At 67.6% G+C, this 15,229-nt stretch carries 14 protein-coding genes, 1 tRNA gene and 1 pseudogene; 7 read left to right on the top strand and 9 right to left on the bottom strand.

Features of this window, described 5'->3' with window-relative positions; translation table 11 throughout:
* Positions 1 to 41 precede the first annotated feature (41 nt).
* Positions 42 to 115: transfer RNA gene (locus AB0N90_RS29940), tRNA-Pro, on the top strand.
* A 101-nt stretch (positions 116 to 216) separates the two neighbouring features.
* On the opposite strand, the gene AB0N90_RS29935 is transcribed toward AB0N90_RS29940, so the two are convergent.
* The 5 genes from AB0N90_RS29935 to AB0N90_RS29915 form a co-directional block, all read right to left on the bottom strand.
* A complete protein-coding gene (locus AB0N90_RS29935) occupies positions 217 to 1,356 on the bottom strand; it encodes a site-specific integrase (protein WP_365201926.1) in 1,140 nt (379 codons plus the stop codon).
* A complete protein-coding gene (locus tag AB0N90_RS29930; RefSeq protein WP_244320419.1) occupies positions 1,346 to 1,507 on the bottom strand; it encodes a hypothetical protein in 162 nt (53 codons plus the stop codon). The genes AB0N90_RS29935 and AB0N90_RS29930 overlap by 11 nt, the downstream gene beginning before the upstream one ends.
* A gap of 889 nt (positions 1,508 to 2,396) precedes the next feature.
* Positions 2,397 to 2,624: a hypothetical protein gene (locus AB0N90_RS29925; RefSeq protein ID WP_365201924.1), complete on the bottom strand. Its 228-nt coding sequence runs from the start codon at positions 2,622 to 2,624 to the stop codon at positions 2,397 to 2,399.
* Between the two features lie 725 nt (positions 2,625 to 3,349).
* Complete coding sequence (locus AB0N90_RS29920; protein ID WP_365202103.1) at positions 3,350 to 4,558, bottom strand: IS110 family transposase; 1,209 nt, start codon at positions 4,556 to 4,558, stop codon at positions 3,350 to 3,352.
* 415 nt (positions 4,559 to 4,973) lie between these two features.
* Entirely contained in the window at positions 4,974 to 5,849 is an 876-nt protein-coding gene (locus AB0N90_RS29915; protein ID WP_365201922.1) for a hypothetical protein, read from the bottom strand.
* A 145-nt stretch (positions 5,850 to 5,994) separates the two neighbouring features.
* On the opposite strand from AB0N90_RS29915, the gene AB0N90_RS29910 reads away from it, so the two are divergent.
* Positions 5,995 to 6,528 (top strand): hypothetical protein, encoded by a 534-nt coding sequence (locus AB0N90_RS29910; protein ID WP_365201921.1) that lies wholly within the window; start codon positions 5,995 to 5,997, stop codon positions 6,526 to 6,528.
* Here AB0N90_RS29910 and AB0N90_RS29905 read toward each other — a convergent pair.
* The gene (locus AB0N90_RS29905; RefSeq protein WP_365201920.1) at positions 6,485 to 7,276 is read right to left on the bottom strand and encodes an IS5 family transposase; all 792 of its coding nucleotides are present in this window, start codon (positions 7,274 to 7,276) and stop codon (positions 6,485 to 6,487) included. The genes AB0N90_RS29910 and AB0N90_RS29905 overlap by 44 nt on opposite strands.
* A gap of 981 nt (positions 7,277 to 8,257) precedes the next feature.
* Positions 8,258 to 9,157: an NAD(+) diphosphatase gene (gene nudC, locus AB0N90_RS29900; RefSeq protein ID WP_266301112.1), complete on the bottom strand. Its 900-nt coding sequence runs from the start codon at positions 9,155 to 9,157 to the stop codon at positions 8,258 to 8,260.
* A gap of 196 nt (positions 9,158 to 9,353) precedes the next feature.
* Here nudC and AB0N90_RS29895 point away from each other — a divergent pair, with 196 nt between their 5' ends.
* On the top strand, positions 9,354 to 9,845 hold the full coding sequence (locus AB0N90_RS29895; protein ID WP_365201919.1) for a hypothetical protein: 492 nt from the start codon (positions 9,354 to 9,356) through the stop codon (positions 9,843 to 9,845).
* Positions 9,846 to 9,984: 139 nt separating this feature from the next.
* Here the strand turns inward: AB0N90_RS29895 and AB0N90_RS29890 are convergent.
* Together AB0N90_RS29890 and AB0N90_RS29885 are read right to left on the bottom strand one after the other, a co-directional pair.
* Positions 9,985 to 10,158, bottom strand: a pseudogene (locus AB0N90_RS29890) (transposase); the annotation flags it as partial.
* A 168-nt stretch (positions 10,159 to 10,326) separates the two neighbouring features.
* Positions 10,327 to 10,989: a hypothetical protein gene (locus AB0N90_RS29885; RefSeq protein ID WP_365201917.1), complete on the bottom strand. Its 663-nt coding sequence runs from the start codon at positions 10,987 to 10,989 to the stop codon at positions 10,327 to 10,329.
* A 469-nt stretch (positions 10,990 to 11,458) separates the two neighbouring features.
* Between AB0N90_RS29885 and AB0N90_RS29880 the strand changes: the two genes are divergently transcribed.
* Genes AB0N90_RS29880 through AB0N90_RS29865 form a run of 4 tightly spaced genes read left to right on the top strand, consistent with a single transcriptional unit; the run spans position 11,459 to position 15,048 of the window.
* Entirely contained in the window at positions 11,459 to 11,914 is a 456-nt protein-coding gene (locus tag AB0N90_RS29880; RefSeq protein ID WP_365201916.1) for a hypothetical protein, read from the top strand.
* Between the two features lie 7 nt (positions 11,915 to 11,921).
* Positions 11,922 to 14,078 carry a hypothetical protein gene (locus AB0N90_RS29875; RefSeq protein ID WP_365201914.1) on the top strand — a complete coding sequence of 719 codons (2,157 nt, stop codon included), beginning with the start codon at positions 11,922 to 11,924 and terminating at the stop codon, positions 14,076 to 14,078.
* On the top strand, positions 14,075 to 14,848 hold the full coding sequence (locus AB0N90_RS29870) for a hypothetical protein (RefSeq protein WP_365201912.1): 774 nt from the start codon (positions 14,075 to 14,077) through the stop codon (positions 14,846 to 14,848). The genes AB0N90_RS29875 and AB0N90_RS29870 overlap by 4 nt, the downstream gene beginning before the upstream one ends.
* Positions 14,845 to 15,048, top strand: coding sequence for a hypothetical protein (locus tag AB0N90_RS29865; protein WP_145490525.1), 204 nt, complete (start codon positions 14,845 to 14,847; stop codon positions 15,046 to 15,048). Before AB0N90_RS29870 ends, AB0N90_RS29865 begins: the two co-directional genes overlap by 4 nt.
* Positions 15,049 to 15,229: the final 181 nt, after the last annotated feature.

The following is a 15,229-nucleotide window of genomic DNA, read 5'->3' as shown; positions in this document are numbered from 1 at the left end:
TTGACCTGCGTGATCACGCGAAACACCGCGTGAGGCCGCAACGGGACGTGGCGCAGCTTGGTAGCGCACTTGACTGGGGGTCAAGGGGTCGCAGGTTCAAATCCTGTCGTCCCGACTCGTGAGAGTCGCAGGTCAGGGCCGGTTTCGGAGACATTCGAAACCGGCCATCGATCGTTTTTGGGGACCAGTTGGGGACCAGTGCTCTCTTGACCGGTGTCAGCGGGTCATGACGATCGGGCTCGGGAGCGAGCGGGGGGCGCGGACCGCGCTGAGGTGTGCGGAGAGTGCGGCGCCGGCGGCCGTGATCTTGGGGACGTCGGGGTGGAGGTAGCGCTGGGTGGTCATGAGGGAGCCGTGCCCGGCGATGCGCCGCAGGTGTTCGTAGCCGAGCCTGCTGATCACGTCGTCCCAGTGGGTGGCGTCGCGCAGGACGGCGGTGGAGATGCGTCCGCCGCGCGGGCCGGTGAACAGGCGGGCGTCGGGGTCGGAGCCGGCGGACAGGATGCGCTGGGCGACGAGGGGACGGATCTCCTCGATGATGGGGACCTTGCGGGACCGCTTGCCCTTGGTGCCCTTGTCGGTCAGGCTGCCGGGTGCGGGTGTGGTCTGGCGCCGCACGGTCCAGATCCACTGGTCGGTGTCGATGTCCTGGACGCGGCAGCCTGAGACTTCGCCGATCCGGGCGGCGGTGCACGCGGCGAAGACGACGACGTCTCCCCACCCGCGGTACTGGTCATGGGACGCGGCCACGAGCGCGTCGGCCAGCTGGACGAGGCTGTCCCAGTCGGGCAGGGCCAGCGCGCGCGGATTACGAAGTTCGTCCTCGGCCTGCTTGTAGAGCTTCTGCCAGCCGGTCACGCGGGCCGGGTTGACGGTGATGATGCCGTCCCGGACGGCCTGTTCCATGATGCGGACTAGGACGGCGATGGTGTTCTTGACCGTTGAGCGGCTGTGCTCGTCGGCGATCCAGTTCTGCACGGTCCGGTCGACGACACCGTTGGTGATCAACCGTACGGCGAGGTGCCCGAGGGCGGGAACCACACGCTTTCGCCATCCCGCGAGGTAGGGGTCGAGTGTCTTCAGTTCCAGGCCGCGCAGCGCGAGGTCCATGTTCGCCTCGCCGTATTCGGCCAGCGTCATGGTGGCGGTCGACGGGGTCAGGCCGGCTTGTGCGGCCTGGACGATGGCCTGGAGCCACTCCTGCGCTTCTTCTTCACTGTTCTTTCCCTCGGACAGTGACTGGCGGCGTTTGGTGGTGGGATCCCACCATCGGACGCGCGCCCGATACGGTGCGGGGCGGTGTTCGATGTCGGTGGAGATCCGGATGCCGACGGCGATGTTGGTCCTATCGGCCATGGATCCCCTTGGCGGGGGCGGTACGACGGCTGCGCAGCCATTCCTCGACATCGAGGGCGCTGTACATGACGACACGCTCCGACAGAGCGACGAACGGCGGCCCTTGCGGAGGCCGGGCGGTGCGCCATCGGCGCAGGGTCGAGGCGTCCACCCGGAGACGAGCGCCCAGGTCGCTGGTCGAGTACCAGGCGTTGGTCAGAAGGGGTGTCTGGTCGTCGGCTGGGACGGGATGCCAGCGGGGAGATGCGGGTTGTGCTGTGGTCTTCTTCTCGCGATGGGGTTCGGCGTTGGTGCTTGTTGCTATTGGGACAGGCAAGTGCGGGCGATCTCCGGGCAGTACGGAGCACCGGGCGGGTCGGTGGAAGACTTCGGATGCGGGTGACACGTTCCGAGAACGGAGGCGTGCCGTGCCTCATCGGCAGCAGCGCTGACGCCAGTCACCATTACTCGCGGTTGGGCTCCGAAACGGGCGTTGACCAGATATTCGTCTCCGGATATGCCGGTTTGCCTAACCGGCGATCACGGGCTATGTTGCCCGGCTGATGCGGCATGACCGGGCGTGAGAGCCAGCCGCTGCGGTCCTCGATCGACCTGTTTCCGATGACGCATCATGTGGAGTGCGTTGCCATCCTTGAACCGGTCGCGAAGGGCTCCTGACCTGCGGTTTTTCGTGTGCGCATTATGTGCGGTGTGGGCGTTACGGGCGATATCTTGACGCTGAAATGACGCTCGTGACGCTCATTTGACGCTCGTCCTGATGGGGCGTCAGGAGTTCTGTTCGGCGGGTCAGGGCCTGTTCACGATGGTGTATATCAGTGGGCCCGCTTACGGGGGTGACGCTCTGCGCGGAGCAGTGGGTCCTCCCTGGTCGATGTCCCGGGGGAGACCAGCCAGCGGTGGCATCTACGGCATGGCCGATCACGGGCCACTGAACTGCACGAATGGTCTTTCCACTGTTTCCCGCACGTGCTCGTTGATGCAGCCGGAAGTCCCAGAGGAGTCCCAAGGCGCTCCCACGGCCCGCAGCCACTCTTTCGGCCCTATGCCGCTTGGGTCCGCCGGAACGAAGCGGCGTTCGCCGAGCCGAGTGAGGAGTCCACGAGCAGCAGCCTCAGCCGGTCCCCCTCGAAGACGCGGTAGCGCACCACCTCAACCCGCTTGGGCAGCCGCTGCACGGCCACGCGGTCGTGGCGGGAGAAGCTGGCTGCGATCCCGGCCATCCGCGGGTGGTGCCAGTCGATGGTCTCGGCGGCCTCCGTGTCGAGCACCTTCCTATGACGAGCGCCTCGACCTCGCGGAGAGCGCGTCGCGACCCCTCCAGGGCGGACGACGGCCGGCGTGATCCGCGAATGCATGCTGAACGCGGAGAGGTGTGAATCTCCAGGGCGGATGACGGCGCGACGCTTTCCTTACCGTGACCGGCGTGGGCCTGACGTTGCGAATCCTCCAAGGGCGGATGACGGCCATGGCGCTAGGTGAGCGGACCATGGCCATCTCGCGGTGTTGAGAGCCCTCCAGGGCGGATGACGGCCGCTTCGGCCTGTGGGCCGACACTCCGAGCGGCTTCATGTTGCGCCCCCAGGGCGGATGACGGCCCGACACGACGAAGGGAAAGCCGTCGGCGCTACAGGTGTTGCGGACCCTCCAGGGCGGATGGCGGTCGGCGGCATCGGCGGACTCACCGGCTCGGACATGTGGTTGTGAACCCTCCAGGGCAGATGACGGCCCCACCACGTCACACCGGGACGCAGGCACCAGTCAGGTTGCGGACCCTCCAGGGCAGATGACGGCCCGAGCGTAAAATGCCTGCTCAGAGGTAGGTCCCAGCCCTCGTCTGCGCAGACTCAGCAGCGACTCGTCGGTGATGCATATACGCAGGTCAAGCCAGCTGCCAGACACCAGAAATATTTTCTCCTATACGCGCCACAAAGAGCACGTTTGCCCTATGCGCTGAGCGGGGGGGCCTCTATGCCCTTCGTCAAGCCTGAGCTGGTCATGCGGCAGCTGTTTTGGGGAGGCGGGATTCGTAGAAGGTGCCGTCGCGGAGCGTCGCGAACAGCACGCTGATGCGGTGGCGGGCGAGGCGGAGGAGGGCTTGGGTGTGGGTCTTTCCGCGGGCCCGGCACTTGTCGTAGTAGGTGCGGGAGGCGGGGTCGTGCAGGGCGGCGAACGCGGAGAGGAACATGGCCCGTTTGAGCTGGCGGTTTCCGCCTCTGGGTGCGTGTTCGCCGTGGATCGAGGTCCCCGACGACCTGGTGGCCGGGGCCAGGCCAGCGTAGGAGGCGAGGTGGGCGGTGGTGGGGAAGCTGGTGCCGTCGCCGACGGTGACCAGCAAAACGGCGGCGGTCCTGACCGCGACCCCCGGCATCGAGGTCAGGATCTTGGAAAGAGGGTGGTCCTCCAGCAGGGCCTTGATCTGGGCTTTCAGGGCCCGGCGCTGTTCGTGGACGGCCGCGAGCGAGCGGGCCAGGGAGGGGATCACGACGTCGAGCGTGCCGGTCCCCGGGACCACGACGGTCTGCTCGTCGAGCGCGTCGAAGATGTCGTCGATCAGCCGGGCGGCCATGCGCGGGGTCCTGGGTCGGATGACTTCGACGAGTCTGCGGCGGCCGGCTTTGCGCAACGCGGCCGGGGATCCGTGGCGTTCCAGCAGCCAGGTCACCGCGGGGTGGTCCAGGCGTGGGCCCAGGACGCGCTCCAGGCTGGGGTGGAACTGGGTGAGCAGGCCGCGTATCCGGTTGCTGGTGCGGGTTGCTTCGGCCGAGAGGTCCTGGTCGAAGCCGACGAGCACGGCCAGCTCGGCGGTGATCTCGTCGGTCAGTTCCAGCGAGCGCAGCGTGTGCGGCATCGTCCGGGCTGCGTCCGCGATCACCGCGGCGTCCTTCGCATCGGTCTTCGCCTCGCCCGGGTAGAGATCGGCGATCCGGCGCATCGCCAGTCCGGGCAGGTAGGCGACCTGGCAGCCCGCGTCCCGGGCCACGGTCAGCGGCAGGGCGCTGATCGAGGCCGGCTGGTCCACGATCACCAGCGCGGTGCCGAACTTCGCGGCCAGCTTGTCGAACACGGCCCGCAGCTTCGGCTCGCTGTTGGGCAGCTGCTTGTCGAAGACCTTCTTCCCGGCCGGGGTGAGTCCGTGCCCGTGATGGGCACTCTTGCCGACGTCCAGGCCGAGGAACACGCCCACGTCTTCGGTGTCGAACATCGCGCCCTTCCCGGGGGAGTTGAACGTGCTGGCCTTGGCAGTGGTGTCGTACGCGCGCATCCACGTTATGCAGACCTGCCGCCCGCGAGCTGTCCGGCGTTGCGCCGGACCGGGCGGTGGCCGGACCTCTCATCAGCGTCTCCGACGGCACCTCCCGGGCCCGGTGACACCACCTCCCAGGTCATCCGTTCGACAGGGGGACACAGTCATGCCGGGCCCGGAGGCCAGCGGCCCTCTTGCAGGACCGCGAAGAAGATAACGGGGGCTGTCCCGACCCTGACCTGCGGGGGAGTGGCTCGCCAGCCGGGGTCTGAACCGTGCCGGACGGGGGTGAACGCGACCCAAAGTGCAACCGAACAAAACCCAAAGTAGAGGCTGTCTCGGTATTGCGGCGATTGCGGCTATGGCGATTGAATCAACGGAATGCTTGTTCGATTCCGAAGATGAGTTGGTGGGCTTGGGGCCACCCGGCCTCGATGAAGATGTCGCAGATTTCCCGTAGGGCAGTCAGGTTTTCAGGGTTTCTCAGAATGGCCCGGTGGTCGGCGAGGATGCGTTCCGCGAACTTGACGCAGGTACTGACGGCGAGAGTGTCTGCCGTGTAGCCGCTTTGGGTTCCTGTCGTGGTGAGGATGTCCCGTACGCCGATGAGGCCCTGCTGCGGGCGTTGGTCCAGAACGTGCTCGTAGACCTGGACGAGATGGTGGGTGACCTTCGCAATAGGGACCGTCATGAGCAGGTGCAACAGTGGCGTGGCTTCGTCGACGAGCCTGACCTGCTCCTCTGTGGGCTGGCCACCGCCGGAGTCACCTGGCTTGGTGGCCGCGTAGATCTGGAGGGCGATGGTGTCGGCCAGGAAGAGTTGTGCCCGCAGGTCTTGCTGCTCGGCGTCCGTCAGTGCTTGGGTTCGCTCGAGTAGAGATGTGATCCGGGCTATGGTCGGCTCCGCCAACTGAAGGTACAGGTCCAGTGCCCGTGTCCTGACTGCGGGATCGCTGTCGATGAGCGCCCCGCGCAGGTTGTGGACGCACGTCAACCATGGTTCTGCGCCTGGCCACTGTTCTGTCATGTGGGTGGCAGCGTTGCCGGCCTCGGGCACGGCGTGGTGGACCCACAGGAGCCCGGCTGTTGTGGCACACGTGGCTGCCGCAGAATTCCGGTTGGCCGTTGGGGCGATGCGTGCCGTCACGCGGGTGAGCAACTCCATTCCGCGTCCCCAGTCGCCCATGGAGCGGCAAGCCGCATCGACTGTCGCGCCGAGTACGGCCTCGTCGTCGTCCTGGTCGGCCAAGCGGTTTAGGAGCTCCCAGGCGAGGGTTGGGTCAGTGGTTGTTGTCTTTCCGGCTTGATGGCTGTGTTTCCGCTGGTCGGGCGTAGGGTCGGCGGCTCCGTGGCAGTGGTTACGTGTCGTGTCGTCGCTCGGGTGGAGGTCGGGGATGCCGTCAGTCGTGGGGCTGCTGGAACAGCGTGAGCTCACTGCTCGCCGCCGTGTGGACGAACTGCGGGAGGAGGCCGACCGCATCCACGCCGAGCTGGACGTGGCCGAGCGGGAGTGGAACGAGTGGGTCATCGCCCGCTCACGGGTCGGCGAGGTGCTGGCCCCGGATGACGACGCCGTCGCGTCCGAGGACCCGCGCCATCCGGACGGGCAGCCGGTTCGCTCCGAGCCAGCGGACGCGGCGAAGCCGAAGTCCGTGGTGCCGATGTGGCGTGCGGGACTGGCCTGGTCGGCGCTGTCGGTGGACTACCAGCGCATCCTGCAAGCTCTCGCGGACCGAAACCGGCTCGGTCAAGGACCGCTGACGTGCCAGGAGATGGCCGCCTGCTTCGGCCTGGACCCCGTGCCGGGGAAGGTGGAGGCCCTGCGGTCGAAGGCGAAGCGGCTGGTGGCCCGGGGCTGGCTGGTCGAGTTGGCGCCGGGCCGGTTCACGCTCGCGAAGGACGTGGCCGGGCAAGGCGGCGCGTCATGAGCATCGTCATCGACCAGTAGACCATCGCCTCCGCGCTGGCCGTGGAGCGCTCGAAGTCGCGCACGAGACGACGGCTTCGCATCAGGTGGGCGAAGAACCTCTCCACGATCCACCTTTTCGGCAACACCACGAAGCCGCGCATGTCGTCGCTGCGCTTGACGATGGCCAGGACCACGGCGAGGACGGCGAGGCTGTACTCGACGAGGCTGCCGGTGTAGCCGCCGTCGGCCCAGACCAGGGCCAGCAGGTGGTGCGCGGCCGCGACCTGAGCGAGCAGCACCTGGGCGGCGGCGCGGTCGCCGACATCAGCGGCGGTGACCATGACCGCGAGCAGCAGGCCGAGGGTGTCGACCACGGCGTGCCGCTTGCGGCCGTTGATCAGCTTGCCGCCGTCGAAGCCGCGGCTGTCGGATCCGACCACCGCGTCCGCCTTGACCGACTGGGAGTCGATCACCCCGGCGCTCGGCTCCGGATCCCGCCCGGCCTGCTCGCGGACCTTGCGGCGGAGCCGGTCGTGGAACTCGCGGACCAGGCCGTGGCCACGCCAGCGCCGGAAGAACGCGTAAACCCGGTCCCAGGGCGGGAAGTCGACCGGGATGGCCCGCCACTTCGTTCCGTTGTCGACGAGGTAGCGGATCGCGTCCAGTATCGCGCGATGGCAATACGCCTCCGGCTGGCCGCCCCGCCCCCGTAGCCAGCCCGGCACCGGCAGCAGCGGCCTGGCCACGGCCCACTCGGCGTCCGACATGTCGGTCGGGTAGCGGCGCTCGCGCACCCCGTGGTCGCCGGCGTTCCCGAACCTGTGAGCCAGGCATCCACACGCGAGAGTGGCCGAAGTGGACCCCGATCCCGCGATGCCGTAGAAATGCGACAACAGGGCCTCCTGGGTCGCTCGTTGGCGTAGACACCCTTTGAGCTACCAAGAGGCCCTGCTTTCATGCCCGGCGGCCGCCAGGGTCACTCGATCGGGATCACCGCTCGACTGATCCCACCGGACAGCGGACCAGCGACCGACACCAAGTCCGAAAGGGTTGCGGGTAGGGGAAGGCGTCCAGGGGCGCTCCGCAGGTCGACCCGTCTGTAGCATCGACCCGTGACGAAGACGCCGAGGCCAGGGACCAACTGCCCAGTGTGCGGGCTCGATCAGGGCTACGAACCTTGGGGTTCCGACGGCTTGACGCCCTTGTTCGACATCTGCGCCTGCTGCTTCAGCGAGTTCGGCTACGAGGACGCCACGAACGCAGGCGTGGTGCGCCGCGCGAGAGGCTTGGATCCAGGCCGGCTGCCCCTGGCGTGGACCCGAGAGTGAACAACCCACAGGCTGGGATCCCGTGCGCAACTGGAGCAAGGCTTGAGGCTGCCTCACTGGAACTGAACGGGCACCCAACACTCAGTGTTTCAGAGGCGTGTTCAGTTGCGGGCCAAGGGTTCCGGTCCGCCCGCCTTGCAGCCGATGCGCTGTGGAAGACCCAGGCGTGTCGTGCGGGGAGCTCGTCACCTGGGTCCCACGCCGCGATACTCGGCCCAGTCCCGCGAGGCGGCACACCAGCCAGCCTTTCATCACCACTCGGATACCCGTTCGAGTGAAGTAAGGAGCCGAAGCGACTGGTCCGACTGGGCTTGGTATGCGGCCGGGTGGCCGTCGGCCAGCCGACGGACGCAGGCGGTGGCCGAGTTGAAGCAGAAGATGAGCGAAGCAGCGTAAAATTTTTCTTCGCACCGCATCGGTTCAGTCTGTGTCGGCCAGCCACTGGTCGATGAGCGCCTTGCCAATCGAATCGACCCGGTACGGGCCGCCGAGAGCAGCGTCCGCCAGCCGCGCGCGCAGTTCCGCGGCCGTGAACCAGCGTGCCTCCACCACTTCCACGTTGTCCACATCGATCGCATCGGAAACGGCCTCGGCGCGAAACCCGATCATCACCCCGGCCGGGAACGGCCACCCCTGGGAACCCTGGTAGGTCACCGCACCCACGGTGACGCCGGCTTCCTCCCGCACCTCGCGGCGCACCGTGTCCTCGAAGCTCTCGCCAATCTCGACGAACCCGGCCAGTGTGCTGAAGCGGTTCGGGCCGGATGCCGCATGGCGGCCGAGCAGGCAGCGCCGGGGCGTGCCCGGAAGCTCGACTAGCACGATCACGGCCGGTTCGATCCGCGGGAACAGCAGCTTCCCACAGTTCTGGCAGGTCCGCAGGTGGCCACCATTGCAGGACCGGGCCGGGCCCCCGCAGGCGCCACAAAACCGCTGATTGCGGTTCCAGTGCAGAATTCCCCGCGCGTACGCCAGCAGACCCGCTTCGTCCGGCGTGATGGTGGGGACCATCGCCCGCACGTCCAGCATCCTGTCCGCGCCGGCCAGCTCGACGGCGCTCTCCCGTTCGAGCCCGGACACATCAGCCGCGAACACCGCCCTCTCGCCTTCGAGGCCGAGCAGCACCCGGTCGCCGGCCGCGACGAGGATGTCCCTCGCCTGGGCCAAGGGCAGCCGCAACGGCGTTTCGTTTCGCACCAGGCACTGGTCCTGCCACAGGGGAATGACCTGGGTACTGGCCCTGGTCAGCAGTGCCTCGATCCAGTCCGAGTCTCCCCGCCGATCAACGACACGGTCGAGCCCCAACCCGCTGTAGTACATCGCTCCTCCTGGATCACAGTGTCTGCCTGTCCTCGACACTAGCGGATACGTCCGCCGACACCCTCCGCAGCCAGAACTTGCCTAAGTGGCTGTTGTCTTTCCGGCCTTGAGGGATGCGTTTCCGCTGGTCAGGAATAGGGTCGGCGGTGTCGGGGAGTGGTGATGTGTTGAGTCGTCGCTCTGGTGCAGGTCGGGGATGCCGTCAGTCGTGGGGCTGCTGGAACAGCGTGAGCTAATCGCTCGCCGTCGCCTGGACGAACTGCGGGAGGAGGCCGACCAACTCCAGGCCGAGATGGCCGTGGTTGAGCAGGAGTGGAACGAGTGGGTCATCGCCCGCTCGCGCGTCGGCGAGGTCCTGGCCCCGGGCGACGACGATGCCGGCCTCGATGCCCGCGAGGACCTGGCGGATCGCAGTCAGTCACCGACAGGGTCCGGGCCTTCGGGGGCGGCGAAGCCGAAATCGATGGTTCCTATGTGGCGTCCGGGCCTGGTCTGGTCGGCGCTGTCGGTGGACTACCAGCGGATGCTGCAAGTTCTCGCGGACCGGAGCCGGCTCGGTCAAGGACCTTTGACGTGCCAGGAGATGGCCGCCTGCTTTGGCCTGGATCCGGTGCCCGCGAAGATCGAGGCACTGCGCTCGAAGGCGAAGCGGCTGGTCGCCCGGGGCTGGCTACCGCGTCCGCCTTGACCGACTGGGAGTCGATCACCCCGGCGCTCGGCTCCGGATCCCGCCCGGCCTGCTCGCGGACCTTGCGGCGGAGCCGGTCGTGGAACTCGCGGACCAGGCCGTGGCCACGCCAGCGCCGGAAGAACGCGTAAACCCGGTCCCAGGGCGGGAAGTCGACCGGGATGGCCCGCCACTTCGTTCCGTTGTCGACGAGGTAGCGGATCGCGTCCAGTATCGCGCGATGGCAATACGCCTCCGGCTGGCCGCCCCGCCCCCGTAGCCAGCCCGGCACCGGCAGCAGCGGCCTGGCCACGGCCCACTCGGCGTCCGACATGTCGGTCGGGTAGCGGCGCTCGCGCACCCCGTGGTCGCCGGCGTTCCCGAACCTGTGAGCCAGGCATCCACACGCGAGAGTGGCCGAAGTGGACCCCGATCCCGCGATGCCGTAGAAATGCGACAACAGGGCCTCCTGGGTCGCTCGTTGGCGTAGACACCCTTTGAGCTACCAAGAGGCCCTGCTTTCATGCCCGGCGGCCGCCGGACTCACCCGATCGAGACTCTCGTTCGACCAGCCACCCTCAAGATCGGAACGACAACAGCCACTCAGGAAGCCTTCCAGCTCAGAAGCAGAAGGCGCTGTGTCGCGCTGCTGTTCCCACTCCCTTGCCGCATGAGCAGTGAACGCCTTGTACGCGGACACCTGTCTTGCGTTGAGCCGAAGAGCGGGGATGTCGGAGCCGACCGGGCTGCCCCTCAGCCGCTGGAGAGCCTGTTCAAGGTCGTTCCTGACTGCCCCGGAAGCCTCTGAAGTTGTCACGAGGACAAGGCGGTCATCATCGTGCTCAGGTAGCAGGTACTGAGCAACGAACTGCCTTACGGTCTTCGCTAGTTCGGTGGTCTTCGTGGTGCCCAAGGTGATTGATCGTTTGGCTTGGAGCGCCAGGGTGATGCCATCGGTGGTGTGTACCCTGCAGTCGTCGACAGGCTCGCCGGTCTCGCACGCGACCTGCTCGACCGCGCCAGTCCACAGGCCCTGCACCGGTGCTGCGGCCTCGCTGGCGAGGGTGGCGACGGCGAACCATGCAGCGACGCGGTCCTGGAAGTCAAAGCCGCCAGCTCCAGCGCTACCACCCGCGTCCGAGCGCGCTGACGAGTTCTCGTTCACAGGCCGCTCCTCGATCTGTGTCACCCGGAGCGTCGACTCTATCTCCGCCGCCAGAAGATCTACCCGGTGCCGGCGTCGAAGGCTGGCAGATCGATGGACCCAACCGTGTGCATCGCCCTGGTCGAGGTTCGTCCAGGAGTGCAAAACGCTGACCATCGCCTACCGCGGGGCAACGAGAGCCCGAATTCGGCCATCCTGCCGATTGCCGCATACCAACCCCAGCTTCGCACAGCACACACCGAGCTGGCTGGATACGTGTCGAACTCCTGACCGGCGGCACTGTTCACAAGCAGGGCAGCCAGTTTGGCGCCCAATGAAGTGACTTATTCCGGGCAATGTGTGCGATGTGCTGCGATGCATGCGGCCCTATCCGTTTCCGTCATGCTTCCTCATCTCGCTGCTCTGTGTGCATGAGTGATCGCAGACTGTCCTCTGGCTGTGGAACGACGACGTATGACGAGGGGGAATGGTGGCTTCGGAACTGGACGTGATGGCCGTGGCTGTGCCAGCGGCGAGTGCCGTGGTGGCGGAGATGGCCAGGGGCGGCTGGTTGTCGTTGCGCGGAGCCCTGGCGCGGTTCTTCAGGCGGGACGGGGAGTCGTCTGTGGAGCGGCAGTTGGAGCTGCTGGATGCGGCGGAGCAGACCCTCGCCGAGGCGGCAGAGGAAAACCGCGACGATCTGCGCAGCCGGCTGGAGCAGCGGCTCGTCCTGCAGCTCGCTGCCTATCTGGACCGCTATCCCGACATGGGTGAGGAACTGGCGGTGCTCCTGCCCGCCCCGCAGGACGACGTACCGCCGGAGGGCGCCCCGATGTTGACCGCGCAGAACAACACCAACAGCCAGATCGTGCAGGCGTTGGGCAACCTGGACGCGGGCAGTGGGGGCATCAACTACGGGGTGCCGCCACGCAATCCGAGGGCGTGAACGGGCCGTGACCTCGTCCACTCTGCCGCCCGACAATCGTGTGTCCCACGGAGGGATTCACGCCGCCAACAACACCTACTCGACTCTGCTGCAAGCTGGGCGGGACATCAACCTGCACCAGCAGGAGCCTTTGCCCACCGAGCCCGTGCCACCGGCGGAGATCGACGCGGTCCGCCGTGCCTGGGTTACCGAGAGCGGCGAGGGCAAGGAGATCGCGACCGCCCCGGAAGTGCTGGCGATGCTCGGCCTGGACGAGCGCGTAGTCGTGATCGCCGGCCCGCCCGGGACGGGCAAGACCGCAGCGGGACTGCGCGCTTTGTCTGAGCTGCGGCCCGTCCTGCCCGGCAACAGCGGGCCCAGGCTACGGCTGCGCCTTGAGCACGTATTGCCGGACTGGGAATCGGTTGAGAAAGACAAGTTCTTGCTCCCCGCCGAGCATGGCCGGGGGTACCTGCTTGACGTTTCGGGCGAGAGCATGCGCTGGGAGAAGCCGGACGTCACGGCCAGGAAGTTCCTCGGGCACGCCGAGATCCTGCGGAAAAGAGGTTCTTACCTTGTCGTGGTGGCGGGTGAGCGCGGCTGGCCCGAGAACGACCCGGTCCTGGGGCGCACCGTCGTTCGCGCCGTCCACGCACCCCCGGGGGACCGGATCGCGCGGCGCCACATTGAGCAGATCTATCCGTGGGTCGCACGCCGGGGATGGTTGCAGGAAAGTGTCCGGGACGTCGACAGGCGGGGCGAGGAGAGCGACGGTGAGGACCGTCGAGCCCCGCTCGATGATCTTCTTCGCGCCGACATGCATCCGGGCGACGCCGCGGCACTCGCCCGTGAACTCAGCCGCATCAGTGAATCGGGCGGCACGGTCAAGGACGCCCGCGACCTCGTACTGCGCTGGCGTGAACGAGTCAGCACCGTCTTTCGCGAGACACAGGACAGCGCGGATGATCGGGCGTTGCTGCTGGCGGCCATCATGCTTGAAGGACTCAGCCCCGCCGAAGTGCTGGCCGGGGCGCGTCTGCTGCTCAGGGACCAGAAGACGCGCGACATCCGGGACATCCTCACGGGCCGTGACCTCGTCACCCGGTTGGAGGCGGTCCAGGCGAAGAGTGACGGGCAGCGCGTCTCCTTCAGCCACCTGCCCGGATACCCGGCCGCGGTACTGCGGCACTTCTGGCGCCAGCTCAGCGACATCCAGCCCAGCCTGATCCAGTGGGTCAAGCAGCTCACCGCCCCCAAGGGGCTCGGTGCCGGACGGATCCCGCAGATCGCAGATCTGCTCGCCCAACTCGCCGTCGACGAAAGCGATCTGCGTCCCCTGGACGTCGCCCAGTCATGGGCCACCGCGAGCGACGCCGGGCAGGACGGCGCCGCCCGTCTGCTCGCGCGCGTCGCCAGGGACCCCGCCCTCGGGCCGGAAGCCCGTACGAAACTGCGATCCTGGGCTGGCCAGGAATCCCGGGCCAACGCCACCGTGGCCGCGGTGGTGTGCCAGGGGCCCTTCTCCAAGGAATACCCCCGCCAGGCGCTCACCTGCCTGCGCTGGGTCCTGGGCCGTGGCGAACACGACAGCGCCGTATCCCTGGCGGAAGAGGTCCTGCGCGCCATGGGCTCGGACCTCCGGCTGCTGCCGCGCGTGTGGGACACGGTCAACAAATGGCTGACCGAATACAAGCAGCCGGACGATCGCAACCATCTTGCGGCACGCCGCGCAGTCCTGTCTCTGCTCCGTCCCTCCGCCGAGCACCCTGCCGCGATCCTGCTGCTGGCCAACGCCCTGGAGCACTCAGACACAGCCGACGAGCTGGTGCAGGGATGGTCCGCCGCCCTGTCCGGGCCGACGCTGGAAGCATGGTGCGAGGAGGTCCTCACCGCCTGGGCCGAAGCCGTGGCCGACGGCGTTCTCGACGCTGACGCAGTGGTCGAGGTACTCAACCGCGTCATCCGCGAGCACTGGATGACCGGTCCGCTGTCCACCTTCATCGCCGGACGGGCCGGCACGGGATACACCTCACAGTCGGTCGTCGACCTGCGCGAGCGCCTAATCCTGCGATGGAACGACCCCCGGCCGACGCCGCCCGGCGGCCAGATCCAGACGCCGCTGGGCCCCGCAATTGCCTCCGAAGACGATTCCGCCCCTCGCATCGGGACGGAGGACGCGACATGAGGCACGGCTTCAAACGGGCCCGCCGTAAGCGACTCCATCGGGAGATCGACGCCTTCTCCGCAGTGTTGCGCAGCAGCCGACCCGGCATTTACTACACCGCCACCATCCAAGGGACCCTGGCACCGGAGCCCTCAGGCTCCTACGACCCGGACGAGATCGCCGACCGTGTCCGCACCGCCCTGCGTACCACGGCGGCAGCTGCAGTACGCGACCAGGACCCGATCGACCTCCCCGCCGCACAGGACGCCTGCGCACGGCAATTGCGCCAACCTCAGGAACTCGGTCTTCCGGACGGTGCCACCGTCACCGCCTCGGTCCAGCTCGAACTCGCGGACGAGGACCGTGCCGCGGTGAAGGAACTGCTCACTGCCATACGCGCTCAGGCGGCCACAGACACCCTCACGAGGCAGCGCGCGGAAGCCCTCGCCCAGGAACTCGCCCACCCGGCAGCCCTCCTGGCTCGATGGCTCCAGCAGCCCGATGCCCAGATCACCCAGCCGCCCGCTGACGCGGAGCTGGAAGCGCTCGCACGACGGCTGCGCGGCTACCCGAAGGATCACGACGAACCCATGGAGCGGCAACTCCTGACCATCCTGCGAGATTTCCTCGCCGAGTTCCCCAAGGAGGAACAGAAGCGACTGCTGGTGATACTCCTGGCCAACGGGATGCGCGCCGCCCGGAAGCCCGGTCATGCCGACCAGGTCGAAGCCCTGCTGACACCGCCGCTGGCGACCAGTGAGACCAGGCCCGCTGCCACGGACGCATCGTGAGCGCCCGGCACACGACGTTGTGGCGTCTCCTTCTGTCCCCGCGAACCAGCTGGCGTGCGCTGCTCCTGATGCGCCGCGCCCGCGCACACGCCTCGCCTCCCCAGCAGCTGTCGTTCGACGCCGCCTGGCGACAGGCCCGGGTCCAGCGCCACCCGGGCGACTCCCACTACCTCCTGCACGGCCACGGAGACCGTGCCTGAACCCGGGCTAGGCGTTCCTGGGTGGGGCTCGACGCTTGCTACACACCGACTCGGACAGCGCGCACGGCCGCTGCGAGGCATGAGGCTGGGCCCGGACGTGAGTTGGGGACCACACGGCATGCGCGATGGTGCACGACGGGCCGTTACGTGCACGATATACGCCCGGATTAAGTCTGTAATA

The sequence above is a fragment of the Streptomyces sp. NPDC093018 genome (assembly GCF_040684035.1).
Classification (GTDB): domain Bacteria; phylum Actinomycetota; class Actinomycetes; order Streptomycetales; family Streptomycetaceae; genus Streptomyces; species Streptomyces murinus.
Note: the sequence above shows the minus strand (reverse complement) of the source record. Positions and strands in the feature narration are given on the sequence as shown.